The organism is Burkholderia sp. 10_S31 (assembly GCF_056930375.1).
Genome location: NZ_JBXOWK010000001.1, coordinates 2,474,667 through 2,501,580, shown reverse-complemented (window position 1 = coordinate 2,501,580; position 26,914 = coordinate 2,474,667). Strand labels below are relative to the sequence as shown.

23 protein-coding genes are annotated in these 26,914 nt (G+C 68.8%); 10 read left to right on the top strand and 13 right to left on the bottom strand.

Annotation, left to right across the window (positions count from 1 at the left end; genetic code table 11):
* The first annotated feature begins 43 nt into the window (after positions 1-43).
* The gene (locus tag AC1Z3W_RS11185; RefSeq protein WP_483507591.1) at positions 44-592 is read left to right on the top strand and encodes a DUF3005 domain-containing protein; all 549 of its coding nucleotides are present in this window, start codon (positions 44-46) and stop codon (positions 590-592) included.
* A 51-nt stretch (positions 593-643) separates the two neighbouring features.
* On the opposite strand, the gene AC1Z3W_RS11180 is transcribed toward AC1Z3W_RS11185, so the two are convergent.
* Positions 644-1,408: a DUF4397 domain-containing protein gene (locus tag AC1Z3W_RS11180; protein ID WP_057923830.1), complete on the bottom strand. Its 765-nt coding sequence runs from the start codon at positions 1,406-1,408 to the stop codon at positions 644-646.
* Between the two features lie 456 nt (positions 1,409-1,864).
* On the bottom strand, positions 1,865-3,172 hold the full coding sequence (locus AC1Z3W_RS11175; RefSeq protein ID WP_124832766.1) for an MFS transporter: 1,308 nt from the start codon (positions 3,170-3,172) through the stop codon (positions 1,865-1,867).
* Between the two features lie 535 nt (positions 3,173-3,707).
* Here AC1Z3W_RS11175 and AC1Z3W_RS11170 point away from each other — a divergent pair.
* Positions 3,708-4,154: a MarR family winged helix-turn-helix transcriptional regulator gene (locus AC1Z3W_RS11170; RefSeq protein ID WP_057923828.1), complete on the top strand. Its 447-nt coding sequence runs from the start codon at positions 3,708-3,710 to the stop codon at positions 4,152-4,154.
* A 36-nt stretch (positions 4,155-4,190) separates the two neighbouring features.
* Here AC1Z3W_RS11170 and AC1Z3W_RS11165 read toward each other — a convergent pair whose 3' ends face one another.
* The 5 genes from AC1Z3W_RS11165 to AC1Z3W_RS11145 all read right to left on the bottom strand — a co-directional run bounded on the left by AC1Z3W_RS11165 (position 4,191) and on the right by AC1Z3W_RS11145 (position 10,039).
* Positions 4,191-6,458: a xanthine dehydrogenase family protein molybdopterin-binding subunit gene (locus AC1Z3W_RS11165; protein WP_483507590.1), complete on the bottom strand. Its 2,268-nt coding sequence runs from the start codon at positions 6,456-6,458 to the stop codon at positions 4,191-4,193.
* 216 nt (positions 6,459-6,674) lie between these two features.
* A complete protein-coding gene (locus AC1Z3W_RS11160) occupies positions 6,675-7,322 on the bottom strand; it encodes an isochorismatase family protein (protein ID WP_124832764.1) in 648 nt (215 codons plus the stop codon).
* 19 nt (positions 7,323-7,341) lie between these two features.
* Entirely contained in the window at positions 7,342-8,382 is a 1,041-nt protein-coding gene (locus tag AC1Z3W_RS11155) for a 2,5-dihydroxypyridine 5,6-dioxygenase NicX family protein (protein WP_124832763.1), read from the bottom strand.
* Between the two features lie 46 nt (positions 8,383-8,428).
* Positions 8,429-9,259: an alpha/beta fold hydrolase gene (locus tag AC1Z3W_RS11150; RefSeq protein WP_124832762.1), complete on the bottom strand. Its 831-nt coding sequence runs from the start codon at positions 9,257-9,259 to the stop codon at positions 8,429-8,431.
* Between the two features lie 27 nt (positions 9,260-9,286).
* Complete coding sequence (locus AC1Z3W_RS11145; protein ID WP_057923824.1) at positions 9,287-10,039, bottom strand: maleate cis-trans isomerase family protein; 753 nt, start codon at positions 10,037-10,039, stop codon at positions 9,287-9,289.
* Positions 10,040-10,335: 296 nt separating this feature from the next.
* On the opposite strand from AC1Z3W_RS11145, the gene AC1Z3W_RS11140 reads away from it, so the two are divergent.
* From AC1Z3W_RS11140 to AC1Z3W_RS11125, 4 genes are all read left to right on the top strand, one after another.
* Positions 10,336-11,523 (top strand): FAD-dependent monooxygenase, encoded by a 1,188-nt coding sequence (locus tag AC1Z3W_RS11140; RefSeq protein WP_483507589.1) that lies wholly within the window; start codon positions 10,336-10,338, stop codon positions 11,521-11,523.
* A 199-nt stretch (positions 11,524-11,722) separates the two neighbouring features.
* Positions 11,723-12,229 carry a (2Fe-2S)-binding protein gene (locus AC1Z3W_RS11135; RefSeq protein ID WP_483507588.1) on the top strand — a complete coding sequence of 169 codons (507 nt, stop codon included), beginning with the start codon at positions 11,723-11,725 and terminating at the stop codon, positions 12,227-12,229.
* Positions 12,219-14,666, top strand: coding sequence for a c-type cytochrome (locus AC1Z3W_RS11130; RefSeq protein ID WP_483507587.1), 2,448 nt, complete (start codon positions 12,219-12,221; stop codon positions 14,664-14,666). Before AC1Z3W_RS11135 ends, AC1Z3W_RS11130 begins: the two co-directional genes overlap by 11 nt.
* A gap of 232 nt (positions 14,667-14,898) precedes the next feature.
* Positions 14,899-15,231: a hypothetical protein gene (locus tag AC1Z3W_RS11125; RefSeq protein WP_057923819.1), complete on the top strand. Its 333-nt coding sequence runs from the start codon at positions 14,899-14,901 to the stop codon at positions 15,229-15,231.
* Between the two features lie 112 nt (positions 15,232-15,343).
* On the opposite strand, the gene mmsB is transcribed toward AC1Z3W_RS11125, so the two are convergent.
* The 3 genes from mmsB to AC1Z3W_RS11110 all read right to left on the bottom strand — a co-directional run bounded on the left by mmsB (position 15,344) and on the right by AC1Z3W_RS11110 (position 19,217).
* A complete protein-coding gene (gene mmsB, locus AC1Z3W_RS11120) occupies positions 15,344-16,234 on the bottom strand; it encodes a 3-hydroxyisobutyrate dehydrogenase (RefSeq protein WP_483507586.1) in 891 nt (296 codons plus the stop codon).
* Between the two features lie 14 nt (positions 16,235-16,248).
* Positions 16,249-17,775 (bottom strand): CoA-acylating methylmalonate-semialdehyde dehydrogenase, encoded by a 1,527-nt coding sequence (locus AC1Z3W_RS11115; protein ID WP_124832758.1) that lies wholly within the window; start codon positions 17,773-17,775, stop codon positions 16,249-16,251.
* Positions 17,776-17,897: 122 nt separating this feature from the next.
* Positions 17,898-19,217, bottom strand: a complete 1,320-nt coding sequence (locus AC1Z3W_RS11110) for an MFS transporter (RefSeq protein WP_057923816.1) — start codon at positions 19,215-19,217, stop codon at positions 17,898-17,900.
* A gap of 156 nt (positions 19,218-19,373) precedes the next feature.
* On the opposite strand from AC1Z3W_RS11110, the gene AC1Z3W_RS11105 reads away from it, so the two are divergent.
* Positions 19,374-20,333, top strand: a complete 960-nt coding sequence (locus AC1Z3W_RS11105) for a LysR family transcriptional regulator (protein WP_057923815.1) — start codon at positions 19,374-19,376, stop codon at positions 20,331-20,333.
* Positions 20,334-20,420: 87 nt separating this feature from the next.
* Here AC1Z3W_RS11105 and AC1Z3W_RS11100 read toward each other — a convergent pair whose 3' ends face one another.
* Positions 20,421-21,143 (bottom strand): haloacid dehalogenase type II, encoded by a 723-nt coding sequence (locus AC1Z3W_RS11100; protein ID WP_175825307.1) that lies wholly within the window; start codon positions 21,141-21,143, stop codon positions 20,421-20,423.
* 312 nt (positions 21,144-21,455) lie between these two features.
* Between AC1Z3W_RS11100 and AC1Z3W_RS11095 the strand changes: the two genes are divergently transcribed.
* The 3 genes from AC1Z3W_RS11095 (at position 21,456) to AC1Z3W_RS11085 (ending at position 24,700) form a co-directional block, all read left to right on the top strand.
* On the top strand, positions 21,456-21,683 hold the full coding sequence (locus AC1Z3W_RS11095; RefSeq protein ID WP_057923813.1) for a hypothetical protein: 228 nt from the start codon (positions 21,456-21,458) through the stop codon (positions 21,681-21,683).
* Between the two features lie 67 nt (positions 21,684-21,750).
* Complete coding sequence (locus tag AC1Z3W_RS11090) at positions 21,751-22,194, top strand: LysR substrate-binding domain-containing protein (RefSeq protein ID WP_483507852.1); 444 nt, start codon at positions 21,751-21,753, stop codon at positions 22,192-22,194.
* 256 nt (positions 22,195-22,450) lie between these two features.
* Complete coding sequence (locus tag AC1Z3W_RS11085; protein ID WP_483507585.1) at positions 22,451-24,700, top strand: putative bifunctional diguanylate cyclase/phosphodiesterase; 2,250 nt, start codon at positions 22,451-22,453, stop codon at positions 24,698-24,700.
* 4 nt (positions 24,701-24,704) lie between these two features.
* On the opposite strand, the gene AC1Z3W_RS11080 is transcribed toward AC1Z3W_RS11085, so the two are convergent.
* Together AC1Z3W_RS11080 and cheB are read right to left on the bottom strand one after the other, a co-directional pair.
* On the bottom strand, positions 24,705-25,805 hold the full coding sequence (locus tag AC1Z3W_RS11080; RefSeq protein ID WP_057923811.1) for a diguanylate cyclase domain-containing protein: 1,101 nt from the start codon (positions 25,803-25,805) through the stop codon (positions 24,705-24,707).
* A gap of 59 nt (positions 25,806-25,864) precedes the next feature.
* Positions 25,865-26,869 (bottom strand): chemotaxis-specific protein-glutamate methyltransferase CheB, encoded by a 1,005-nt coding sequence (cheB, locus tag AC1Z3W_RS11075; protein WP_483507584.1) that lies wholly within the window; start codon positions 26,867-26,869, stop codon positions 25,865-25,867.
* Positions 26,870-26,914: the final 45 nt, after the last annotated feature.

Here is a 26,914-nt window from a genome sequence, read left to right as displayed (position 1 = left end):
CGCCGGATCATGCCGGCGCACGCCGTCCGGAACAGGAGGTGCGATGCAGAACGCGGAATCGAACCCAACCCCCAAACAGCAGCGGGAACAGATCGAGAAGCGCCCGGTGAAGACGCCGGCGGCCGGCGACATGCCCGATGCGGGGACCCAGGCCGCGGAGGTCGCGAAGCGGCCGCTGACGCCGGAGGCGGTCGCGGCGAAAACGCCGACCGGTCTGCCGCCGATCGACGTTGATGCTTATGCGGTCGACAGCGGCGACCCCGTGCGTCGTGCCGCCGGCCGGATCGTGACGCTCGACAACGCGAACATGGCGATGACGGACGACACCGTCGACGTCGACGGCAAGGGCATGGAGGCGCGCACCGGTGCGACCGAGTGGCACGACAACGTGATCTACTCGAACGCGTCGCTCGACGACGCGGTCGATACGCCCGACGAAGGGCTCGGCGGCATCGAGAGCCGGCCGGGCGGCAATGTCCCGCAGATCGCGACGCGGCCGGGCTGGCGGGTCCGGTATGTCGGCGACGTCGATGTCGAGCACGGCGACGGCACGCGGGCCGAGCACGTGATCCGCCTCGAGCGGACCGACTGACGCAGCGATCATTGCTTTGGCGGACCGCCGGCCGGCAGTCCGCCGAGGTTCTTACTGCGGGCCGAGTTCCTGCGCGGACGTGTCCGCATCGTTGCCCTGCGCGACGAGCACGTGGACGTCGTTCGGCGTCACGTCGCCGATGCCGCCCGACGGAATCGTCACCAGCAGCCAGTCGGCATTGTTGTTGATCGCGACCGGTGCGGTCCTCAGGATAGGCGTCTTGCTGCCGGCCGTCGTGACGACCACCTGGTAGTTGCCGCCGTTCAGGTACACGGAGTCCTGGCCTGTTGCCGGTACTGCGTTCTGGTACGCCGCGCCGGCCAGCGTCGGACTTTGCGTGTTGATGTCGGTGCCGGGAGGCACGACGTACACGTCGACGTTCTGCGCGTTCGGCGACGCGTTGAAGCTGCGCACGCGCGCCTTGTCGGACAGTAGCTTCTTGTCGAACGGATCGTCGATCACGGAGATCGCCGACGACGTGCTCGGCAACGCGATCGTCGTATAGTGATGGCCGTTCGCCGCGCTGAACGATTGCGACGCGACGGTCGCGGTCGTGCCCGAGACATCGTAGCTGGCCGTCTGCGTGCCGGAGTCGATGTCGTGATAGCGCGTCACGCCCTTGTACGCGACGGCCGATGCATCCACCTTCGCATTCAGGTAGTAGTCGAGATTCGGGCCGGCCGGCACCGCGTTGATGAAGCGCGCCTGCGGTTTCGAGATGCCGAGTTCGGTGCCGACGTCGTTGCCGTCGCCGCCGCATGCCGCGAGTACGGAAATGACCGAGCACAGGGCCACTATCGTTCGAATGGATTTCATTGTCGTCCTCTCGTTCAGGGAACCTGCTTGCGATGCGGTGTCGCCGCGCGAGGATCCGCACGGTACGCAGCGCCGGTTGAGGGAAGGATGGTTGTCCGCCGGAGTTGGCGGGCGCAGGAATAGCGCAAGCGATGTGCCTGCGCGGTGTGCAACGCGGCGATGCCAGTGCGGCGGCGTGTGCGGCGCGCGGAGGCCGTTGCATGCCGTGCGCGATCGTGCGCGTCGGCGGATGTGCTTGTAAAAAGGCAGCGCGGTGACGGACGTGACTGCTTGCGCGTGCGGCGTTCCTGCAACGGCGTTTCAAACGGCAATCGATACGCGCCGCGAAAATTCTTACGATTGTCGCGACCCGGAAGCGGTGCGGCACATGACCGCATATCGTTGTGTACGCATCGACATGCGGAAAATCGTTCTATCGCGCGCGACGGCGTTGCGTCGCCGCGCGCATGAATGACATCAGCGGTTCACGAGCTTCGGCGGATACGCGAGCGCGAGCGTGCAACCGACCAGCATGCAGGCGGCGAAGCCATACAGCCCCGCGCTTTGCGAATGGAACGTGTCGCGCAGCCAGCCGATGAAGTAGGTGCTGCCGAAGCCGCCGAGGTTCGCGATCGAGCACGCGAACGCGATCCCGCCGGCTGCGGCCGAGCCCTTCAGGAACGTGGACGGCAGCGCCCAGACGACCGGCATCGCGGCGGCCGCGCCCGCGTTGATCAGCGAGAACAGCAGCACGGTCGCGAGCGTGCCGTGCGACGACCCGGCCGCGAGGGCGAGCGCGACGGCCGACACCAGGAACGGCACGACGATATGCCAGCGGCGCTCGCGCGCGCGGTCGGAGCTCGCGCCGCAATACAGCGTCGCGAGCACGGCCGCGGCATTCGGGATCACCATCAGCCAGCCGATGTGATACGCGTCCTTCACGCCGGTGTCGCGCAGGATCGTCGGCAGCCAGAAGCTCACCGCGTACAGCCCGAGCAGCACGCACAGATCGATGAGGCCCAGCGCCCACACCTTCGGATCCGAGAACGCGCGGCCGAGCGCATGGCTCTTGTTGCCGGCCGGATCGGCGTCGAGATTCGCGCGCAGCACATGCTTCTCGTCGGCGTCCAGCCAGCGCGCGGTCTCGATGCTGTTCGGCAGCCAGCGCAGCACCGCGAAGCCGAGCAGCACCGATGGCAATGCCTCGAGCAGGAACAGCCACTGCCAGCCGCCGAGCCCGTGCGCGCCGTCGAACGCGCGCATGATCCAGCCGGAGATCGGGCTGCCGATCATGCTCGACAGCGGCAGGCCGACCATGAACAGCGCGACGATCCGCGCGCGGCGCGCATCGGGATACCACTGCGTCAGGTACAGCAGCACGCCGGGCAGGAAGCCGGCTTCGGCGGCCCCGAGCAGGAAGCGCACGATGTAGAACTGCATCGGCGTATGCACGAACATCGTCGCGCCCGACAGCAGGCCCCACGTGATCATGATCCGCGCGATCCACAGCTTCGCGCCGACGCGTTGCAGCACCAGGTTGCTCGGGACTTCGAACAGGATGTAGCCGCCAAAGAACAGGCCGGCGCCGAGCCCGTACACGGTGTCGCTGAACTTCAGCGCATCGAGCATCTGCAGCTTCGCGAGCCCGATGTTGATGCGGTCGAGATAGGCCGCGAAATAGCACAGGCAGAACAGCGTGATCAGGCGCAGCGTGACCTTGCGGTAGAGCGCGCCGTGGAGCGTGTCGTCGGCGGAGACGGCGGCGCTCGGGTGTGCGGTAGACATGGGATTGCCCCTGTTCGAATGTGACGGATGAGTGGGTGGCCGTTCGACGCGAGCGAAGGTTCGCCGCGCGCTGGAGTCTGTATAGCACGCCAATTACATAGCGTACACACTAGAAAATACGGAATCGCACAGGCATGAAAAAGGACGCGTCATGATCGACTAATAAACCGGATAAACCGCGTATTTTTTGGGGATTTTGACGAAACGATGCGCATATCGGCACGGTCTTCCAGAGCGACGCGAGATGCACGAATTTCGTGCGTACGCACTTAAAAGTGGAGTGTGTGCATGCAATGCCTTCGACGGTGCGGAAACGTGTGTTCAGCCGGCTGCCGGACGGCGCGAGCCGCTGGCACCGCAAGGACGATGTCCGCGCGCGGGTCGACACAGTCAGGCGATCGTCAGGCACGACGCGAGAAGGGCGCGACGAACCCTGATGCACCGCAATGAAGCGGCGGCCGCGCGATCGATCGCGCCGATTTGAGGGTGTACACTGCTTGCCTTTCCCATTCATGCCGCGCGAGCCTTCATTTTCATGGCGTCTTCCAAGGATTCCTACGACTTTCACGACCAGGTCGGGCACCTGCTGCGCCGTGCCTATCAGCGGCACGTTGCAATCTTCCAGGAAGCGATCCCCGATTCGGACCTGACGGCCGCGCAGTTCGTCGCGCTGTGCGCGGTCAAGGAAAAGCAGGCGTGTTCGCTGAACGACATCGTGAAGGCGACCGCGATCGACCAGGCGACGATCCGCGGCGTGGTCGAGCGGTTGAAGACGCGCGCGCTGATCGAGGTGCTGCCCGATCCGAGCGACGGCCGCAAGCTGATCGTGCGCGCGACCGCGGCGGGCCTCGCGCTGATCGACCGCACGGTGCCGTTCGCGCGGCAGGTGACCGAGCGGACGTACGGGCCGCTCAACCCGGGCGAACGTGTTGCATTGCAGTACCTGTTGCGCAAGATGATGGAGGCCGACGGCGACGCGTGACACGCGGCGCCGTTCGGCCCTCGATGCCGGCCCGTGTTATGCGGCGGACGCTTCCGCGTGCATCAGCCGGCCGGCGTGGCGCAGTGCGGTGCGCACCGTCTCGGGCGTGAACGGCGGCGCGTAGAAGCGCACGCCGGTCGCATCGAACAGCGCATTCGCGACGGCGGCCGGCCCCGGCACCGACGCCGATTCGCCCGCGCCGAGCGGCGGCTCGCCTTGCCGCTGCATCAGCACGACGTCGACGTCCGGCACTTCGTCGAACGTCAGGATCGGGTAGCTCGCCCATTCGCGCGACGCGACCTTGCCGTCGGCGAACCGCACGCGCTCCTTCAGCGTGCGGCTCAATACCTGGATCACGTTGCCGTGAATCTGGTGACGCACGCCGTCCGGGTTGATCATCGTGCCGGTGTCCTGGCCGACCGTCACGCGTTCGATGCGGATCTCGCCCGATACGCGATCGACGCTCAGGTCGACGATCCAGGCGGACCATGCCGCGCCGAAACCGGGGAAGCGGCTGTGGACGTAGCGCGCGTAGGCGACGCCGCGTCCGCGTACGACCCGCGATGCGTCGCGTTCATTTCCACGGCCCGTGCGCGGCGTCCAGCCCGCGCGATCGGCCACCGCCTGCAGCAGTTCGGCCGCACGTATGTCCTGCAGATGCCGAAGCCGGAACGCGAGCGGATCGATGCCGGTCAGTGCCGCGCATTCGTCGACGAACGCGTCGTGCGCGAACGAGTTCGGTAGCGCCGACACGCCGCGCAGCCACGATGCGCGCACGAGCGGCGCGAGATCCTCGCAGACGAAGCGGCGGTTCGGGCTTTCATAGGGGGATACGGCCGTCCGGTCGCCCATCTCGAACACGCGCGGCTCCGGCGCGATCGCGCCCGTCAGGAGCGTCGCGAGCAGCGGCGCGTCGTTCGACGGATAGCGTGTCGCGAAGTCGTAGCCGAGCAGGCGGCCGTCACGTGTCACGGTGCCTGTCACCCGCATCAGCTGCCCGGCACCCTTCGGTTCCCACAGATGCTCGTCTGCGCGCGACAGTTGCACGCGTACCGGGTGGCCGACCGCGCGCGACAGCAGCAGCGCGTCGCCGCAGACGTCGTCCGCGCCGTTGCGGCCGTAACAGCCGGCCGCTTCCATCCGCACGATGTCGAAATCGGCTTCGTCGCGTGCCACGAGCGTCGCGAGGTCGTAGCGCAGCGACACGGGGTTCTGCGTACCGGACCATACGGTGATCCGGCCGTTGCCCGGCGCGCGATAGTCGGCGAGCGCGCACGATGGACCGATCGATCCGTGCATCTGGAACGGCCACGCATAGGTGCGCGACAACGTGATCGTGTCGGGTTGCGCGCGCGCCGCATCGACGTCGCCTTCGTCGAGCAGTACGCGGCGCTGCGCGGGCGCGGCGGCGATCGCGGCGGCGGGGGTGTCGAGCGACGGCAGCGCGGGATGCGGCCGCCACGTGACGCGCAGTTGGCGCGCCGCGCGGATCGCATGTTCCTCGCGCTCGGCGACGACACCGACGAAGTCGCCAAGCGCAACAACCGCCACGAGCCCCGGCACGTCGGCGACGGATGCGCGATCGATGTCGACCAGCGACGTGCCGACGAACGCGCCGCTGTCGTGGCCGGCATACGGCGGCCGCACGACGCGGCCGTGCAGCATGCCCGGCACGCGCATGTCGTGCACGAACGTGAGCTGGCCGGTGGCTTTTGCGGGCAGGTCGACGCGCGGCGACGATCGTCCGACGATCCGGTAGTCCGAGGGATCCTTCGTGCGCGTATTCAGGTCGAGCGTCAGCGCGATGCGGCGCGCCGCGACCAGCGCGGCAAACGTCGCGGTGTGCCCGTGTGCCGACGCGCAGATTGTTCCGTCGTCGATGCTCAGGTTCGCGAGGTTGACGCCGAATTGCTCGGCGGCCAGCGTCAGCAGCGCGTGGCGCGCCTGCGCGGCCGCGCAGCGCAGCGGCGTCGCGGAAATCTGGATCGTCGCGCTCGCGATGGTCGGACCCTGGTTCGGCGTCGCGGCCGTATCGCCGAGCACCATCGTCACGCGCGCGGCAGGCACATCGAGCTCCTCGGCCACGATCTGCGCGAGCGACGTGCGAATGCCGGTGCCGAGATCGACGTGGCCGTTGAATGCGAGGATGCGCCCGTCGTCGAGAATCGCGACGAACACGTCGGGCAGCGCCGGCACGTACGACGACAGGCTGCCCGGCTGGCCGGGCGCCGGCTTGACGGGCGGCGCGGGCGGCCGGATCACGGTCAGGCAGCCGTCGCGCGCAAGCAGTTCGGAGCGGTTCACGGTCGAGGTGTCCTGTCGGGGAGGGCGCGGCCGGCGGTCGGTCGCACCGCGTGCGGCGCGCGGGCTTCGCTTGCCGCGCACGGGATGATGGCCGGCGGTTGCGCGACGGCGCATGCGGTCACGATCAATCTAGGTCGCCAAAACCGCAGCGTCAATCGCGTGCGGGCATGGGCACGGCCGCCGCCGCCGCTCGTGCCGCCCGCGCGGCACGGCTGCTCAGCGTGCGTGCATGGCATCGATCGCCGCGATCGCATCGTCGAGCGGCATCACGGCCGCGTATTTCTGCTGCATGTCGAACAGGTTCGCGTCGTGCGGCGCGATCGCGCGGTCGCCGACGCAATCGGCGAGCACAAGCGGACGGAACCCGTGCGACATCGCGTCGACCACGCTCGCGCGCACGCAGCCGCTCGTCACGGCGCCTGCGACGAGCAGCGTCTGCACTGCACGCTGCGCGAGCCAGGCGCTGAGTTGCGTGCCGAAGAACGCCGACGGCACGGTCTTGCGCACGACGAGTTCGCCGGCGGCAGGCGTGAGTTCGGGCACGATCGCGCTGTTCGGATGGTGCTCGGTCAGCGTCGCCATGCCGGGCACCTTCAGCGAGAATACGTTGTCGTCGCTGCCGTCGTCCGCGTACACGATGCGGCTGTGCGCGACGGGCCAGCCGCGTTCGCGCGCGAGCGCGAGCGCGCGCGTCGTGCGTGCGATCGCCGGTGCGATGTTGCCGCCGCCGAACGTCGCGGGATCGGCGAAGCCGACCACGAAGTCGACGATCAGCAGCGCGATGTTGCCGTGCGGCGGCAGCGGCGTGCCGAAACCCTGCTGGCGGTAGACGTTCGCTTCGGCGTGGCGGGAAAGATCGGTCATGGTGTCGGGCACTCGTCGGTCAGGCAGGTTGGTCGGTCACGCGGCCTTCGCGCACGACGGTCTCGCCGTCGAGCTCGACCGTGCAGCTGCGCAGCGGAATGTCGATGTGGCAGGTGGTCGTACGGTTGCCGCCGCCTTCGTTGTTCGGGCCGAGCGAGAACAGGAAGTTGCCTTCGAATGCGCGCGCATCCATCCCGATCGTCGCCTCGCGGTCGTACAGGCCGAGCGTCGACCAGCGCGCGCGCGGCTGCAGCCCCCAGCCGATGTGCGAGATCGCATAGCCTTCCGGGTCGGCGAACGTTTCCATGTAGTCGCGCAGCAGGTCGGCATCGACGCCGCCTTCGATGCGCGTCGCATAACCGCCTTCGACGGTCAGCGCGATCGGCTCGCTCACATAGTGTTTCTGCGGCAGCAGGATGTCGCCGCGATCGATCACGATCGTGCCGCGCGCGGTGCGGTCGTTCGGGTAGGTCAGCGCGAAGCCGCTCGGCCAGTGGTCCCAGCGGCCCGGCGCGTCGACGAAGCCGTATTCGGCGGTCGGCGGAAAATCGCCGAGCGGGCACACGAGCGCGGTGCCGGCCGCGGAGGTCACGCGCATCTCGCGTGCGGCGGCGATCTTTTTCGCGGCGCCGAGCACGCGCGTGCGGTCGGCCAGCGTCGGCACCATCCGCACCAGCACTTCGGGCGGCTCGACCGCGAGCAGGATCTTCGTGCCGGACTTCAGGATATCGTGCTGCTCGGGCGAGAACAGCAGCGTCATCAGGTCGAGCACGAGATCGCTCTCGCGCAGCGCGGCGATCGCGGCGCGGTTGCCGGTCAGTGGCGTCGTGCCGAGATAGGCGAGCGGATCGCGGCTGAACGCTTTCTCGCCGTTTACCGGCGGCAGGTCGAGCCGATTGACGACCGCGCCCATCGATTGCGTCGCGATCAGCGCGCACGACAGCGTCTGCGGATGAGTGGCCGCGCTCGTCAGGATCGTGACGGTCTGGCCCGGTTCGAGGCGCGACAGCGTGAGCACCTGCTTCCACGCGTCGATCAGTTGATAGTCGCTGACTGGCATCGTTGGCTCCGGTAAAGGCGTGAAGGAAAAATGGCGAAAGGCGGAATCAGGCCGCGAGCGGCGCACCGAGGAAGTCGCCGAATGCCGCGTAGAAGCCGGCCGCGTTGTCCCACGGAATCATGTGGCCGGCATCGGGCACGCGCACGTGGCGCATCGACGGCGTCGCGCGCTGCAGTTCGGCGACGTCGTCGTCGCGCACCACGTCGCCGCGCTCGGCCGTGATCAGCAGCGACGGCACGGCCAGTCGCGCGGCGTCCGCGTAGAAGTCGTCGGTGTGGAAGCCTTCGTACGTCGTGCGCACCGCGCGCTCGTCGCAGGTGTGCAGCCATTCGGCGCGCAGCTGCAATTCGGCATCGGTCCAGGTCGGGCAGAACGCGCGCATCCCTTCGGCATCGGTGCCGGCGCGCGCGAGCGCCATCGAGTCGATGTACCACGGCAGCTTGCCCGGATAGTCGCGGCGGTTCGGGCCGGACACCGGCGGGTCGACGAGCACGACCGACTCGAGCCCGCGGATGTCGCGCCGCGCCGCACGCGCGGCGATCCGCGCGCCCATCGAATGACCGACGAGGCTCGCGCGCGGCAGGCCGAGCGCGGCGACGAACGCCGCGATATCGTCGGCCTGCGCGTCGAGGCTGTAGTCGAGCGACGGCGACGCGTCGGACAGCCCGCGGCCGCGCACGTCGAGCACGTAGGTATCGAACGCCGCGCCGAACACTTCGCCGACGAAACCCCACGTGATCGCGGGGCTCGTGATACCGGGAATCAGCACGATCGCGGGGCGCGACGCACGCGCGCCCGATGCGCCGCCGTAGCGCAGGTAGTGCTGGCGGATGCCGTTTGCGCGGACGTTCGCGCCGTACAGGAAAGTCGAGGGCATGGGAACACTCCGAAGTAGCGGCGGCATTCAGTACGCGCCGGACAGCAGCGCACCGGCGCCGGGCACGATCGGTTCGAGATCGAGTTCGCGCAGCATCGCGTAGGTCGTCGCGATCGCGGCGGTGATCACGGGCTTGCCCGTCATCGCCTCGACCTTCGCGACGGCCGGCAGCGACGGCATCTGCACGCACGCGGACAGCACGATCGCATCGGCGTCCTGGTACGGCAGCGTCTTCACGATGTCGGGCAGGCGCGCCGGATCGTGGCGGCCGACGTCGAGGTTGTCGGGAATCTCGAGCGCGCGATAGTCGAGCACGTCGAAACCTTCGTTGCGGATGTAGTCGACCACGAGCTCGGTGAGCGGCTTCATGTAGGGCGCAACCACCACGATGCGCTTCGCGCCGATCACCTTCAGCGCATCGACGAGTGCGCCCGCGCTCGTCAGCACCGGCGCCTGCGCGCCGTTGTCGGCCGTGTGCTTCGTGAGGCGCGCCTGCGACACGCGGTGATAGCCGTGGCCCATCGCCATGATCGCGACGAGGCACGCGTAGCCGAGCACGTCGACGCGCGCATCGCTCAGTTCCACCGCGCAGCGGTCGGATTCGGCATCCATCGCCGCGAGTTCTTCCTTGACGACCTTCTTCATCCGCATCCGGCTCGAGTGATACGTGAAGCGCTCGGGCCGGATCGCCTCGCGCAATCGCAGCATCGCGGGAATTTCGGTTTCCATCGTCGTGTTGGAACTCGGCACGATCTGGCCGATGCGGTAGGTCTTGCTCATGACGGGAGGCTCCGTGTCGGTAAGGGGGGCGGCACGCTGGTGCGCGATCGCCTGATGTCGAGCAAAGTCTAGTGTGTACATTTGAAAATGGCAATGGATCAAAATGGTCGATACGAGACGGTGCTCGTTTTTGTGCATGAATTAAAGAGGATTTATTAGTGTTTTCCCGAATGTGGTGGCCATGGTCGACAATCCGCTTGTCCTGAATAAATTGAGTGTGTACGCTACATAAACGCCATTCAATCCGCCCGTTCTCGCACCGCATTCGGCGACGGGCTCACGATCAGGAGATCCGCATGAGCAAACCCCGTATCGCAATCATCGGCGCCGGTCTCGGCGGCACGGCCGCTGCGGCGCTGCTGCAGCGCGGCGGCTACGACGTCGCGCTGTACGAGCAGGCACCGGCGTTCTCGCGCCTCGGCGCGGGCATCCATCTCGGTCCGAACGTGATGAAGATCATGCGGCGCATCGGCTGCGAGGACGCGCTGGAGACGATGGGTTCGCATCCGGATTTCTGGTACAGCCGCGACTGGCGGACGGCCGACGTGCTGTCTCGGATTCCGCTGGGCGACTATGCGCGCAAGACCTACGGCGCGCGCTACCTGACCGTGCATCGCGGCGATTTCCACGCGCTGATGACGCAGGCGGTGACGCCCGGCACGATCCGCTTCGGCAAGCGGCTCGCGTCGGTGGAGGACACGGGTGGCGCGGTGCGCCTGACGTTTGCCGACGGCAGCGTCGAGACGGCCGACATCGTGATCGGCGCGGACGGCGTGAATTCGCGGATCCGCGAGCACCTGCTCGGCGCGGAACCGCCGCGCTATACGGGCTACGTCGCGCATCGCGCGGTGTTCCCGGCATCGCTGCTCGGCAACAAGCCGTACGACATGTGCGTGAAGTGGTGGTCGGAGGATCGTCACATGATGGTCTACTACGTGACCGAGAAGCGCGACGAGTACTACTACGTGACCGGCGTGCCGCAGGCCGAGTGGCCGGAAGGCGTGTCGATGGTCGACAGCAGCCGCGACGAGATGCGCGAGGCGTTCGCGGGTTTTCACGCCGATATCCAGCACCTGATCGACGTATCGCCGTCGATCACCAAGTGGCCGCTGCTCGAGCGCGACCCGCTGCCGCTGTGGAGCCGCGGCCGTCTCGTGCTGCTCGGCGATGCGTGCCATCCGATGAAACCGCACATGGCGCAGGGCGCGGCGATGGCGATCGAGGATGCCGCGATGCTCGCGCGCTGTCTCGACGAAGTCGGCATCGGCGATTACGCGGGTGCGTTCGCGCTGTACGAGGCGAATCGCGCGGCGCGCGCGTCGAAGGTGCAGCTCGTGTCGCACAACAACACGTGGCTGCGCACCAACGAGGATCCGTCGTGGGTGTTCGGCTACGACGTGTTCGACGTGCCGCTCGTGTCGCCGTCGCCGTCGCCGTCGCCGTCGGCGTCGCCGTCGCGCGGCAACGTGGCGGCCGTCGCCTGACGCGCAAGCAGTGTTCGCACCGGATGCCGCGCCGCCGTATCGGTGATCGATGCGGCGGTACGCGCGCATTTCGGCGTGTTATACGTGAGCGGTGTGCGCGGCGCCAGCCGTCGCGAGCCGGCGGCCATGCCCGCCGCCGGCCTCAGGTTCCGGCTTGCCCGTCTCCGGCCGGCCCGCGCCCCGCATTCCGGATCCATTCATGTCCCATCCCGCCTCCCCATCGCGGCCGCTCGCGTTTCGCGTGAACGGCACGCCGCACACGTTCGACGCCGCCGCGCCCGACGCGCCGCTGCTGCTGGTCCTGCGCAACGACTGCGCGCACAACGGCCCGAAGTACGGCTGCGGGTTCGGGCAGTGCGGCGCGTGCACGGTGCTGGTCGACGGGCAAGCGACGCGCGCGTGCGTGGTGCCGGCCGCCGCCGTGAACGGGCGCGACGTGACGACGCTCGAAGGGCTCGGCTCGCGGGATGCGCCGCATCCTGTCCAGCGCGCGTTCATCGATGAGCAGGCCGCGCAATGCGGCTATTGCCTGAACGGGATGATCATGAGCACGAAGGCGCTGCTCGATCGCAATCCGTCGCCGGACGATGCGGCGATCCGCGACGCGCTGCGCTTCAATCTTTGCCGCTGCGGCACGCATCTGGAGATCATCCGCGCGGTGCATCGGGCCGCGCGCTATCTGCGGGGCGACGGCGATGAAGCATGACCTGAGCGTGCCCGCGCTGGCCAATGACGATGCGAACGATGTGCGGCGCGACGACGTGGTTGCCGGTTCGGCGCGACATGCGGACGACCCCGCGCGCATGCACCGCGCACGTTACGAATGGCCGATCGGCGATGCGCGCGTGCAGGCGTCGTTCGATGTCGAGACACGGACCGCCGCCGACGGACGAATGACGACCTGGCGATATCGCGCGCAGGCCGGTGCGGTGCCGGATGCGGCTCGAACGGTGGCGGAGGGCGGAGCATGCGTGCCGTCGTCGCCGTTCGTCTATCGGCACGCGCAGACGTCGATCGAGATGGCCGACGCCCACCATGCGATTTCCGGTCACGCACACGCGTTCGCGCGCGAATCGTTCTTCGACGAACTTGCCGGTACGCTGAGGCGCGATCCGGTCGCATTGCGTTTGCAGCATCTCGATGCGTCGCGCGATGCGGGGCCGCGCGAGATCATCCGGATGGTCAGCGAACGTGCCGCGTGGGGCGAGCCGGCCGTGGCTCGCGGGCAGGCGCCTGCGCATGGGCGCCTCAGCGGGCGCGGTTTTGCATTCGACGGCGCAGGCGCGCCCACCGCGCCGTCAGGCGAGGACAACCCGCACGCCGACGCGAGCCGCGATCGCGAACCGCACTGGTCCGCGTGGGTCGTCGATCTCGACGTCGATCGCACGACGGGCAACGTCGCGGTGCGTCGCGTCGTCGCCGGACAGGGCGCGGGCGAACCAGGGCAGCCGTCGATGGCGGGGCTGCCGGCATGGCAGATCGAGGCGGCGATTTCGCGCGTGATGGGCGCGCGGCTGTCCGCGCGGCCGGCGCATGACGAGTCCGGCGGCGATGCGGCGCCGGACGCGATCGCGCATGAACTCGTCGCGTTCGACGACGCGGCGCCCGGCGCCAATCGCGCGCAATCGCTGTCGGCCTTCGATGCGCAACGAATCGAGCAGGCAGCCGCTCCGGCCGCGGCAGCGATCGCGAACGCACTGCATGACGCGACGGGCGTGCGTTTTCGCGCGCCGCCGTTCGACGCCGCGCGTATTCGTGATGCGCTGGCTCGGCCTGAGCCGGTCGATTCGAGCGAAAGCCGTTCCGGCGCGCCGCGCCGCCCATCGTCGCGCTGGCGCCGCTGGCTGGCGGGCGGCGGCGCGGGTGGAGTGGTCGGCGGGCTGATCGGGCTCGCCTGCGCGATCCTGCCGGGCCCGGCGCCGATCGCGCCGGTCGCACCGGGCGGCGCGGACAGCGCGATGTGGAGCGCGGCGACACTCGAACGCGGCCGCCTGATCGCACTCGCCGGCGATTGCGCGGTGTGCCATACCGCGCCCGGCGGCGCGACCAACGCAGGCGGTCTCGCGCTCGACACGCCGTTCGGCACGATCTACACGACCAACATCACGCCCGATCCGGAAACCGGCATCGGCGCATGGTCGTATCCGGCGTTCGCGCGTGCGATGCGCGAAGGCATCGGCCGCGACGGCGCGCATCTGTACCCGGCGTTTCCGTACACCGCGTTTGCAAAGCTGAGCGAGCCTGACCTGCTCGCGCTCTATGCGTACCTGATGTCGCAGTCGCCGGTGACGCATGTGCCGCCGAAGACGAAGCTGCCGTTCCCGCTCGACCAGCGACGCCTCGTGGCCGGATGGAACTGGCTGTTTCACGACGCGCGGCCGTTCGCGCCGGACCCGGCGCGCTCCGCGATGTGGAATCGCGGCAAGTATCTGGTCGACGGCGCCGGGCATTGCGGCGCGTGCCACACGCCGCGCAACGCGCTCGGCGCGGAAAAGGGCGGGCGCGCATACCTGGCCGGCGGCGAGGCCGAGGGATGGATCGCGCCGCCGCTCGTCGCATCGCCGGCGTCGCCGGTGCCGTGGACCGAGGGCGCGTTGTTCGACTACCTGCGCACCGGCTTCTCCGCGCAGCACGGCGTCGCGGCCGGACCGATGGCGCCGGTCGTCGCGGGGCTCGCGGCGCTGCCCGAATCGGACGTCCGGGCGATTGCCCACTATCTGGCATCGCTGTCGCCGCCCGTCGACGCGGCCGCGGCCGCCGACGCGGCGACCCGCCATGCACACGGTGCTCGAGCCGTCGCGACACTCGGCCTCGAGAGCGGCCGGCGCGCGTTCGACGCCGCGTGCGCGGTCTGCCATGCGGAATCGGGCGGGGTCGGGCATTTCGGCGTGCGTCCGCTGATGGGGCTCAACACGAGCGTCAGCCAGGCGGCGCCCGACAACCTGCTGCGCGTGCTGCACGACGGGATCGACCATCCGGCCACCGACGCGCTCGGCTATATGCCCGGCTTTCGCGACGCATTCGACGACCGGCAGATGGCCGAACTCGCCGCGTACATCCGCGCGCGCTACGCACCCGGCCAGCCGGCGTGGCGGAGCCTGGAGGAGGCATCGGCGAGAATCCGGCAGGAGCGCCCGCATTGACCGGCGTGCCGGCCATGACGGTGCGCGGCACGAAACCGCGCGCCGGCCGGGAAAAGCGCCACGGTGCGCGACGACGGGCGCGATGCGAGCCGTAAATCTTGCCGGCGGCGGCTCATCGTTTAACCATTCGAAACAATGTGTTCACCGAAAAGGGCATGATCTCCGGCGATCGGGCAGGCATACTGTCGCCTATGTTGCTCAATGCCGTCGAATCGACGTGCGCTTGCCTCCAATGTCCATCCCTGTACCTTTTCGATCCCTGCGATGGTTGACCATCACGGCTGCTGCATGCTTGCTCGCCGCGTGTTCGACCGCTTCCGACGTGACCACGACGTCGAACCCGAACGTCTTCACCGTGACGACGCGCACGCTCGGCGTGTCGACGACGTGGGCCGACGCCCATGAAAAAGCGGTCAGCGAAGCGACCAGCTATTGCACCCAGCGCGGCATGCGCGCGAGCTTGAAGCAGGAGTCGGTGACCGGCGGCCGCCGCGTCGACGCGCGCTCCGAACTCGCGTTCGAGTGCCATCCGACCTTCGACACTGCGTCGAATCCGCGCGGGTAAGCGCCGCGTCGCCTGCGCGGTCGCGGCTCTCGCGATCGCACTGCTCCGGATGTGAAACGACCCGCGATGCCGTTGACGGGCATCGCGGGTCGGCGCACGTCCGTCGCTCGCGTTACGCGGGTTGCGCCTCGTACAGTTTCACGCATGCGGAGAAGTCGAGCGTGCCGAGCCCCTGCTGGCTCATCGACTGATAGAGCTGCTGCGCGAGCGCGCCCATCCACACCGGCTGCCGCGCGCTGCGCGCGGCTTCGGTCGCGAGCCCGAGATCCTTCAGCATCAGGTTCGCGGCAAAACCGCCCGCATAGCCGCGCGCGGCGGGCGCCGCGTCGTTCACGCCCGGGTACGGGTTGTACGTATCCGAGCTCCAGCAGCGGCCGGTCGACGTGTTGATGATGCCGGCCAGCACGGCCGGATCGATGCCGAGCGCGGCGCCGAGCGCCATCGCTTCCGATACGCCCATCATCGAGATCCCGAGCAGCAGGTTGTTGCAGATCTTCGCGATCTGCCCGGTGCCGGTGCCACCGCAGTGCACGACGTTCTTCCCCATGTCGAGCAGCACCGGGCGGATGCGCTCGAACAGCGCGCCTTGCGCGCCGACCATGAAGGTCAGCGTGCCGGCCTGCGCGCCGCCGGTGCCGCCCGACACCGGCGCGTCCGCGAGCGGGAAGTCGCGCTGCGCGGCGGCGTCGGCCACCGTGCGCACGGTGCCCGGATCGATCGTGCTGCAGTCGACCAGCGTCGCGCCGGCACGCGCGCCGGCCAGCACGCCGTCGTCGCCGAGATAGACCGCGTGCACGTGCTGCGCGGCCGGCAGCATCGTGATCACCAGCGCCGCGCGGGCGGCCGCGTCGCGCGGCGAGGCGGCCGCCGTTGCGCCCGCGCGCACCGCGGCGTCGACTGCGTTCGCGTCGAGGTCGAACACCGTCAGTGCGTGGCCGGCCTTGAGCAGGTTGGCGGCCATGGGGCCGCCCATGTTGCCGAGTCCGATGAATGCGATTTCCATGTACAGGCTCCCCTTCAGCGCAGCGCGATCGTCGTGTTCACGCCGCCGGCCGTCGCGTCGTCGTCGAACCAGCGCGCGGTGATCGTCTTCGTCTGCGTGTAGAACTGCACGACCTGCTTGCCGTACGGGCCGAGATCGCCAAGCTTCGAGCCGCGCGAACCGGTGAAGCTGAAGTAGGGGACCGGCACCGGGATCGGAATGTTGATGCCGACCTGGCCGACGTCGATCTCGCTCTGGAACTTGCGCGCGGCCGCGCCGCTCTGCGTGAAGAGGCCCACGCCGTTGCCCATCGGGTTGCGGTTGACGAGCGCGATCGCGTCGTCGAGCGTGTCGGCTTCGAGCACGACCACCACCGGCCCGAAGATTTCTTCCGTATAGATCGACATGTCGGTCGTCACGCCCGAGAAGATCGTCGGGCCGACGAAGTTGCCCTGCTCGTAGCCGGGCACCTTCACGTCGCGGCCGTCGAGCAGCAGCGTCGCGCCTTCCTTCACGCCGGCGTCGATCAGCGACAGGACGCGTGCCTTCGCGGCCTTTGATACGACCGGGCCGACGTCCGTGCCGGCTTCGGCGCCCGCGTTGACCTTCAGCGCCTTGGCCTTCTCGACCAGATCGGGCAGCCAGTCGCGCGCACGGCCGACCAGCACGACGACCGAGGTCGCCATGCAGCGCTGGCCCGCCGCGCCGAAGCCCGCGCCGACCAGCGCGTTGATCGCCTGCTCGCGGTGCGCATCGGGCAGCACCACCGCGTGGTTCTTCGCGCCCATCATCGACTGCACGCGCTTGCCGTGCTGGCTGCCGAGGTTGTACACGTGCGTGCCGACGCGCGTCGAGCCGACGAACGAGATCGCCTTGATGTCCGGGTGCGTGCAGAGACGATCGACCACCGTCTTGCCGCCGTGCACCACGTTCAGCACGCCCTGCGGCACGCCGGCCTCGATCGCGAGCTCGACGAGCTGCATCGTCGACAGCGGATCCTGTTCGGACGGCTTCAGCACGAACGTGTTGCCGCACACGATCGCCATCGGGAACATCCAAAGCGGGATCATCCCGGGGAAGTTGAACGGCGTGATGCCCGCGCACACGCCGATCGGCTGGCGCAGCGTGTAGGTGTCGACGCCGCCCGCGACGTTCTCCGCGAATTCGCCCTGCTGCAGCGTACCGATCGAGCACGCGTGCTCGACCACTTCGAGGCCGCGGAAGATATCGCCCTGCGCGTCGGGCAGCGTCTTGCCTTGCTCGGCCGTCAGCGTGTGCGCGATCCGTTCGAGATTGCGGCGCACGAGATCCTGGAACTTCAGCATGATGCGCAGCCGCGCGCCGATCGGCGTCGTCTTCCAGGTCTGGAATGCGCGCTGCGCGGACGCGATCGCGGCATCGACCTCGTCGAGCGTCGCATACGGCACGCGGCCGATCACTTCCTGCGTCGCGGGGTTGACGATGTCGCCCCATTCGGCACTTTGCGATTCGACGAACGCGCCGTCGATCAGCAGCTTGGCGGTGGGCAGGGCGAGGGTGGTCTGGGGAACTGCGGCGTTCATGGATGTCTCCGGGAAACGGTGGTGCGAAGAAAAAGGGCGGCCTGCGTCCGTCGCGCGTGCAGCCACGGCGAACGGCAGGTCAAACGGGAATCGGGGCGATGCGGGCCGGTACTTCGGAGCGCTTACGGGCGCGGCGGACGCATCAGTGCGGTACACGCGAGCGCGAACACGCCGAAACCGACGAGATACGCGATCACATAGTGCGGCTGGCCGCCGCCGGCCTTGAGCAGCGACGTCGCGATCATCGGCGCGAAGCCGCCGCCGATCACGCCGGCGAGCTGCACCGACAGCGAGATGCCGCTGTAGCGGATTTCCGCCGGGAACTGCTGCGCGAACAGCAGCGATTCCGGCGCATAGAGGATCGGGAACACGACGCCGAGGCCGAGCACGATCGCCCACCATGCATACGACGTCTGCTGCGTGCCGAGCATCATGAAGAACGGCGCGGCGAACGCGCACATCAGCACGAGGCCGATCGCGAACATCCGGCGCTGGCCGATGCGGTCGCTGAGGTGTCCGCACAGCGGCATCGTGACGAGCGACAGCGCCGCGCCGGCCGTGATCGCGTGCAGCATCTCGGCCTTCGGCAGATGCAGCTGCTGCGTCGCGTAAGCGAGCGCGAACGTGACGACCATATAGAACCACGTGTTCTCGGCGGCGCGCGCGCCGACGATCGTCAGCACCTCGCGCGGATGGCGGCGCAGCGCGGCCGTCACCGGCGACTTCTCGGCCTTGCCCTGGCGCTGCATCTTCTCGAAGTCAGGCGACTCCGGCACCTTCGCGCGGATGAACCAGCCGAGGCCGACGAGCGCGATGCTCGCGAGGAACGGCACGCGCCAGCCCCACGACAGCATGTCGGCGTCCGGTAGCGCAGCCACCGCGGCCATCGCGACCGACGACAGGATCAGGCCGAGCCCGACGCCCGTCTGCGGCAGGCTGCCGAACAGCCCCTTGCGGCCCTTCGGCGCGTGTTCGACGGCCATCAGCACCGCGCCGCCCCATTCGCCGCCGACCGCCATCCCCTGCAGGAAGCGCATCGCGATCAGGAGTGCGGCGGCCCAATAGCCGATGCGGTCGTACGACGGGATCAGCCCGATGATCATGCTCGGCACGCCCATCAGCAGCAACGTGATCATCAGCATCGACTTGCGGCCGATGCGGTCGCCGAAGTGGCCGAACACGATGCCGCCCATCGGACGGCCGATGAAGCCGACCGCGAACGTGCCGAACGCGGCGAGCGTGCCGACGACGGGGTCCAGCGACGGGAAGAAGATGCGGTTGAATACGAGCGCGGCGGCGGTGCCGTAGAGGAAGAAGTCGTACCACTCGATCGTGGTGCCGGCCATGCTGGCCCAGCCGGCCAGCAGGTAATGCTTCGCGGTGCGGGCGGGTGCCGGCGCTGCGACTGTCGCATGCTCATCGAGGGTGGATCGCGTCTGCATGGTGTCTCCGAATTTATTGCCCGCGGCTCATGGTCCGCAGGTCAGGGTCGAGTATAGTTATGCGCGAATCCATGATGTACCGACAAGAAAACCGGTTGGATATGCATTTATGCATATCGATTGCCGGCCCGGAGACTCCTGCCCTTTTTCCCGCCGATGCGACACGCCACCGAGCCGGTTTCCGGCAACCTGAACTGGGACGACCTGCGCTTTTTCCTCGAAGTCGCACGCACGCAGCGCGCGAGCGGCGCGGCGAAGCGGCTCGGCGTCGACTACACGACCGTCGCGCGGCGCATTCGCGCACTCGAGGCCGCGATGGGCACGCTGCTGTTCGACAAGTCGCGCTCCGGCGGCTTCACGCTGACGGCCGAGGGGCAGCGGCTCGTCGCGTATGCGGATGCGATGGAGACGACCGTGCAGTCCGCGTGCGACCAGGTCGCGAACACCGGCGAGGCGCTGTCGGGCCACGTGCGGATCGGGTCGACCGAAGGGTTCGGCTGCTTTTTCCTCGCGCCGCAGCTTGCGCAGTTTCGTGTCGCGCATCCGCACGTGACGGTCGACCTGCTGCCGGTCCCGCATTTCGTCAACCTGCCGAAGCGCGAGGCCGATCTCGCGATCACGCTCGAGCGCCCCGAGCGCGGACCTTACGTGGTCACGAAGCTGTGCGACTACCAGTTGCGGCTTTATGCGACGCGCGACTATCTGGCGAACCATCCGCCGATCGCCTGCACCGCCGATCTCGCGCAGCATGCGTTCATCAGCTACGTCGACGATCTCGCGTTCAGCAGCGAACTGCTGTACCTGGAGCGCGCGGTGCCGGGCGCGACGGCCGGGTTGCGCACGACGAGCGTGATCGCGCAGGTGTTCGCGGCGCTGCAGGGCGGCGCGCTCGCGATCCTGCCGTGCTTCATGGCGGCCACGCAGCCGGCGCTGGTGCCGGTGCTGCCGGACGACGTGATGGTCACGCGGTGCTTCTGGCTGACCTGTCGCGAGGATCTGCGCAAGCTGCGGCGCGTGACGGCGCTGTGGGATTACCTGCGCGCGGCGGCGGACGCGAACCGCGCGTTGCTGATGGGGGAGTCGGAGCGGCTTCGGTTCGTCGGGGATCCGGAATAGCGGATCGGCGGTTTGACGGACGACCGGCGCGGCGGCGGTGATTCGCCCGGCGGGCCGACGCGTGGCGATCAGGCGGCTGGCCGGCCCTCAACCCGGACAACCGAGCCGATCCGCGAGCTCATTCAGGTCCTTGACGTCGAAGTCCCACGCATCGTCGGCTTTCAGGTCCGTCGTCTGATGGGGCCCGTGTTCGGTCGGCCGCAGCACGAACGCGGTCGACAGTCCGAGTTGCCGCGCGGCGGCGAGGTCGCCGTTGTGCGCGGCGACCAGGCACAGCCCGGCCGGCGCGACGCCGAGAATCTCGACCGCATCGGTATAGACCTTCGGCGACGGCTTGTACGCGTGCGCGACTTCCGCGCCGAGGATCGCGTCCCACGGCAGGCCGCCGTGCTTCGCGACGTCGACCATCAGCCGGATGTTGCCGTTCGACAGCGGCGCGATCACGTAGCGCTGCTTGAGCCGCTGCAGCGCCGCGACGGAATCGGGCCACGGATCGAGCCGGTGCCACGCGAGGTTGAGCGCGTCGATCTCTTCATCGGGCGCACCGTCGATGCCGTAGCGATCGAGGGTGCGCACGAGGTTCTCGCGATGCAGCACGTCGAGCCGCACGTAGCGCCTGCGCCCGCTGCGGATTTCCTCCATCGACGGCGAATATTCGCGGCGCCACGCATCGGCGAATTCGAACGGATCGAGATCCGGCGCATGGCGTGCCAGGAACGTGGCGGCTTCGCGCGCGACGCCGTTTCTCCAGTCGACGATCGTTCCGAACACGTCGAAAACGAGCGCCTTGATGTCGGCAGGGTTCGTCATGGGATTTCCGTGCAGGTCGGTGGAAGGGGTGCAATGCGCTGCGCGGCGGCAGCGCGCGACGCCGGTTCTAACGACATTGAAGCACGGTTCCGCCAACGCGGCTGGCCGCGGCGTCGCGATGAACCCCGGGGGTGGCTGGAGCGCGTCGCGCCGCGTTGGGAAGGCGGGTTGGGGAAGCCGGTGCGGCAACGCAAGTCACGGGCCTTCGGCACTGACCTTCGGCACATTCTCGCTCGCGTGTGCGGCGCCTACGCTGGCCTCGTTGCCGGTGCGTGCCGGCGGCGCCCCTCAACCAACCGGGAAGGACATGCCATGCCAACCATTTCAGTCTACGGGTTCAGGCCGGACGGCGGCCCGAGCCAGCTCAGCGCGCAAGCCACGCGCGACAACCTCAACCAGGACCATCCGACGTGGGCCGTGACGCTGGCCTATACGGCGAGCACCACGACGGCTGCGTTCACGTCGGCCACGGCGTCCGACGCGGATCTCAGGGCCGCGCTGGAGACGGCTTACCCGTCGGCGAGCTACCACGTGGTCTAGCTTCACGAGCGCCCGCCGGGGCGCTCAGTGATGCTTGCGGATCTGCACTTGAACTTTCCCGTCGCGGATCGGCATCACGCCGCTCTATCGCGACGACATGATCGTCGTGTGCGCGCCGCGTCATCCGCTGCTGCGGCGCCCGCGGGTCAGATGGCGAGACGCGGCGGCGTTTCCGTGGATCGCGCCGCCGCTCGGTTCGCCGGCGCACGCGGCGCTCGACGCCGAGTTCGCGAAGGCATGCCTGCCGCCGCCGGCCGTGCTGATGGAATCGGTGTCATGGCAGACCAACCGTGCGGTCGCCGAACAGACGCCGTGCCTGTTCGCGCCGTCGGCCCGCGCGTTCGCCATGGCGGCCGACGCCGGCGAGCGCGTTCGCCGCCTGCCGCTGAAGCCGTCGACGATGCCCGACACGGTCGGCGCGCTGTACGCGGCGCCCGCGAGCGGGTCGGTGACGGCCGCGATCGACGCGCTGAAGGCCGTCACGCGCGAGCCGCCCGGCGCGAATGCGTGAGCGGTGCGACGCGCGGCAACCGTCTGATGAATCGCGCTGCGGCACGCATGGCGGCCGCAACCGCGCGTAAGCCCTGATGCGCGCGGATGCGCGGGGCGGCGTGGATTGGTGTTAAATGTAACTTGGTGCGCGTTGCGGCGCGCACGCATGGGGACGCCCCGGGCTAGCGTAAACCCGGGGCGACAAAAAACGGCACGAAGGATCGCTAACGAATCGGGCGCATCAGAACCCGGTCGAACTGACGGCAGGATTCATCTTGAATACCGAACCGCAAAGTTCTCGCTACAGCCTCGGTCTTGCGGCGGAAGTCCTCGCGTCCGAGCAAAGCGTGCTGAGGCTGATCACGCGCAACACACCGCTGCCGGAACTGCTCGTCGAGGTTTGCCGGCGCGCCGAGGCGCTGCTCGGCGACGGCGCGTCGTGCACGATCCTGCTGCTCGACGCGGACGGCGTGCATGTGCACGTCGGCGCCGCGCCGTCGCTGCCCGCGCAGTACAGCACCGCGATCGAAGGCGCATCGATCGGGCCCGCCGCGGGCTCGTGCGGCACGGCGATGTACGAGCGCCGGATGATCGCCGTCGAGGATATCGAAACCGATCCGCTGTGGGCCGACTATCGTGCGTTCGCGCTGCCGCTCGGCCTGCGCGCGTGCTGGTCGGTGCCGTTCCTGGACGATACGGGTACCGTGCTCGGCGCGTTCGCCGTCTATCACCGTATGCCGCGGCGGCCCAGCGACGCGGAATCCGACCTGCTGCGCGATATCGGCAACAGCGTCGGCCTTGCGGTGCACCAGGACTGGATCGCGCGGCAGCTCGCACGCAGCGAGGAACATCACCGCCTGGTCGTCAACAGCCTGAACGAGGGGATTCTCGTCGTGTCGCCCGACGGTGTGGTGGTCGCAAGCAATCCGAGCGCGAACCGGATGATGCGCGTGAAGGGCGACCTCGTCGGACGCCGGCTGTCGACGGTGGTCCTGTACAAGCTGCACGAGGACGGCACGCCGATCGCGCCCGACGAATGGCCGACCCGGCGCGCATTCGTCACGGCCATGCCGCTGCTCGACTACTCGGTCGGCTTCGGGCTCGCGGACGGCGACATCATCTGGGTGCGCGGCAACGCAGTGCCGATCGTGAAGCCGGGCGAGACGCAGCCCGAATCGGTGCTCGTGTCGTTTCACGACATCGGCCCCGTGCGCGAAGCGCAGCAGCAGCTGCGCTACCTGGCGACGCGTGACGCGCTGACGGGGCTCTACAACCGGCGCTGGCTCTCCGAGCGGATGCGCGAGCTGTTCGGCACGCGCGATGCGGCGGACGGGCCCGCGCGCGTCGCGATCCTGTTCATCGATCTCGTCGGTTTCAAGAAGGTCAACGACACGGCCGGCCACGACGCCGGCGACGCGCTGCTGCGCAGCGTCGCGGCGCGCCTCGCGGCCTGCGCGGGCGGGCGCCATGCGCTCACGCGCGTCGGCGGCGACGAATTCGTGATCCTCGTCGACCACTGCGATGATCCCGACGAGCTGGCCGTGCTCGCACGCGAGGTGATCGACACGATCGCGAAGCCGTTCGCGATCGCGAACAACGAGTACTGGCTCGGCGTGTCGATCGGGATCAGCGTTGCGCCGCGCGACGGCGACGATGCGGTCACGCTGATGCGCAATGCCGACTCCGCGATGTACGACGCGAAGCAGCGCGGCCGCAATCACTTCACGTTCTTCACCGCGCAACTGAATCTGCGCCTGCAGCGCCGCTTCGCGATCGAGCAGTCGTTGCGGCGCGCGATCTCCTCGGATGCGCTGCGGCTCGCCTACCAGCCGGTCGTCGACGCGCGCAGCGGCCGGACGGTGGGCGCCGAAGCACTGCTGCGCTGGACGAGCCCCGAGCTCGGGCCGATGTCGCCCGCGGAATTCATCCCGGTCGCGGAAGATACGGGGCTCATCGTCGCGATCGGCCAGTGGGTGCTCGAAACGGCCTGCCGGCAGGCCGCCGAATGGCGCCGCACGATCGCGCCCGACCTGATGCTTGCGGTCAACCTGTCGCCGCGGCAGTTCCACGAAGGGCTCGTCGAGTCGGTCGACCGCTGCCTTGCGCAGACGCGACTCGATCCGGGCGCGCTCGAGCTGGAAATTACCGAAGGATTGCTGATGAACGACACGGACACCGTGCTGCCGATGCTCGAGGCGCTCACGGACATGAACGTGCGGATCTCGGTCGACGATTTCGGCACCGGCTATTCGTCGCTCGCGTACCTGAAGCGGTTTCCGCTGCACAACCTGAAGGTCGACCGGTCGTTCGTGTCGGGTGTGCCCGATCATCGCGACTCGGTCGCGATCACGCAGGCCGTCGTCGCGATGGCGCATTCGCTCGGGATGAAGGTGACCGCGGAAGGCGTCGAGACGCAGGCGCAGTCGTGGTTCCTGCAGCAGATCGGCTGCGACATGCAGCAGGGCTACCTGTTCGGCCGGCCGCTCGATCCGACCGACTACGCGCGCCGGCTCGTCGCCGTGTAGGCGCTCAGGCGAAACCGCCGCCGGCCGGCGGGGCGGGCGGGACGGTTGGCGCGGGCGGCGCATCGATCTCGACACGATTCTTGCCGTCGTGCTTCGCGCGATACAGCGCACGATCGGCCGCCTCGATCAGCGATGTCGTCGGCAGGCCGTGGGCCGGCACGATGCTCGCGCCGCCGATGCTGATCGTCACGTAGCGACCGGTCGACGAGTGCATGTGCTCGAGCCGCAGCGTCTCGATCGCGAGGCGGATCTTCTCGCCGAGCAGCCGCGCGGCGCCCGGCGACGTGGTCGGCATCACGACGGCGAACTCCTCGCCGCCGAAGCGCGCGGCGAGATCGCCGGACTGCCCGAGACAGCGCTCGATGGTCGCCGCGACCTGCTTGAGCACGCTGTCGCCCGACACGTGGCCGTACGTGTCGTTGTACAGCTTGAAGTTATCGACGTCGATCATCAGCAGCGACAGCTCGCTGCGCTCGCGCGTGGCGCGCCGCCACTCGGCGGCCAGGTATTCGTCGAGATAGCGCCGGTTCGACAGCCCGGTCAGGCCGTCCGAATGCGTGAGGCGCCGCAGTTCGAGATTGGCTTCGAGCAGTTGCTGCTGCGATTGCCGCAGCGCGCGATAGGCCTCGTCGCGCTGCAGCAGGTTCATGTACGAGCGCGAGTGATAGCGGATCCGCGCGACCAGTTCGATGCGGTCGGGCAGTTTCACGAGGTAGTCGTTCGCGCCGGCCGCGAATGCGGCGCTCTTGATCACCGGCTCCTCCTGCGTCGACAGCACGATGATCGGTACGTCGCGCGTCGCCGGATTGGCGCGGTACGTCTTCACGAGGCTCAGCCCGTCGGTGCCGGGCATCACGAGATCCTGCAGGATGACGGTCGGCCGCGTCTCGATCGCGGTTGCCAGCGCGTCGTCCGAGCGCGGACAGTAGTGGAAGTCGATGCCGTCTTCGTCGACGAGCGCGCGCCGGACGGCTTCCGCGACGATCGTCTGGTCGTCGACCAGCAGGACCATCGCGGGGGCGTCGGCGTGCGGCGTGGGCCGGACGTGTGCGGCGTCGAACGCCGCATGCAGGCCGCCGGGCGGCCGGGTGAGATCGCTAGTCATGATTGATGCCAGGTTGCGCCATGGCTGCGAGGGGTGTAACGGGGTTTCATCGGGCTGGGTCAGATCCGTGCGAGCGCCGCCAGTTCTCCCGCGATGCGCTCGAGCGGCAGGATCGCGCGTGCCGCGCCGAGCGTCGCGGCCGCTTTCGGCATCCCGTAGACGGCGCTGGTCGCCTCGTCCTGCGCGATCGTGTGGTAGCCCTTCATCCGCAGGGCCTTCAGGCCGATCGCGCCGTCGCGTCCCATGCCGGTCAGCAGCACGCCGATCACGCGACCCGGCCAGTGCTCGGTCAGGCTGTTGAAGAACACGTCGACCGACGGCCGGTACGGCGTGGCGGCCGGCTCGCGCGTGTATTCGAGCATGCCGGCGCGCGTGATGCGCAGGTGATCGTCGGTCGCCGCGAGCAGCGCGACGCCCGGCTGCGGACGGTCGCCTTCGCGCGCGACGCGCACGGTTAGCGGCGTCTGGCCGTCGAGCCATTGCGCCATGCCTTCGGCGAATGCGCGATCGACGTGCTGGACGATCACGATCGGCGCGCTGAAGTCGGCCGGCAGGCTGCCGAGGATCGACGCGAGCGCGCCGGGGCCGCCGGCAGACGCGCCGATCGCGATCAGCGGGCCGCCGCCCGCGCGTGCAGTCGTGCCGGCCGCGCGCATGCCGCCAGGCGCCTCGAGCAGCCGGCCGATCTGGTCGATCTTCGCGAGCAGCAGCCGGGCGGTGTCGCCTGCTTCGCCTTCGCCGAGGCGCGGCGTGTCGACCGCGTCGAGCGCGCCGGCGCCCATCGCTTCGAACACGCGCCATGCGTTCGTGCCGATGCAACTCGTCACGATCAGGATCGCGCACGGGCGGCTCGAACGCATGATCCGCCGCGTTGCCTCGATCCCGTCGAACTTCGGCATGATCAGGTCCATCAGCACGACGTCGGGCGGTTGCGCGGCGCACAGTTCGACGGCCTGCGCGCCGTCGGTCGCGACCCACAGCACGCGGTGCTCGGGCCGGCGCGCGATCACACGGCGCATCGCCTCGACGGCAAGCGGGAGGTCGTTGACGATGCCGATGTTCACAAGCGGGATACTCCGGTCGGTTCGTAGTGTTGGAGGTGGGCCGGG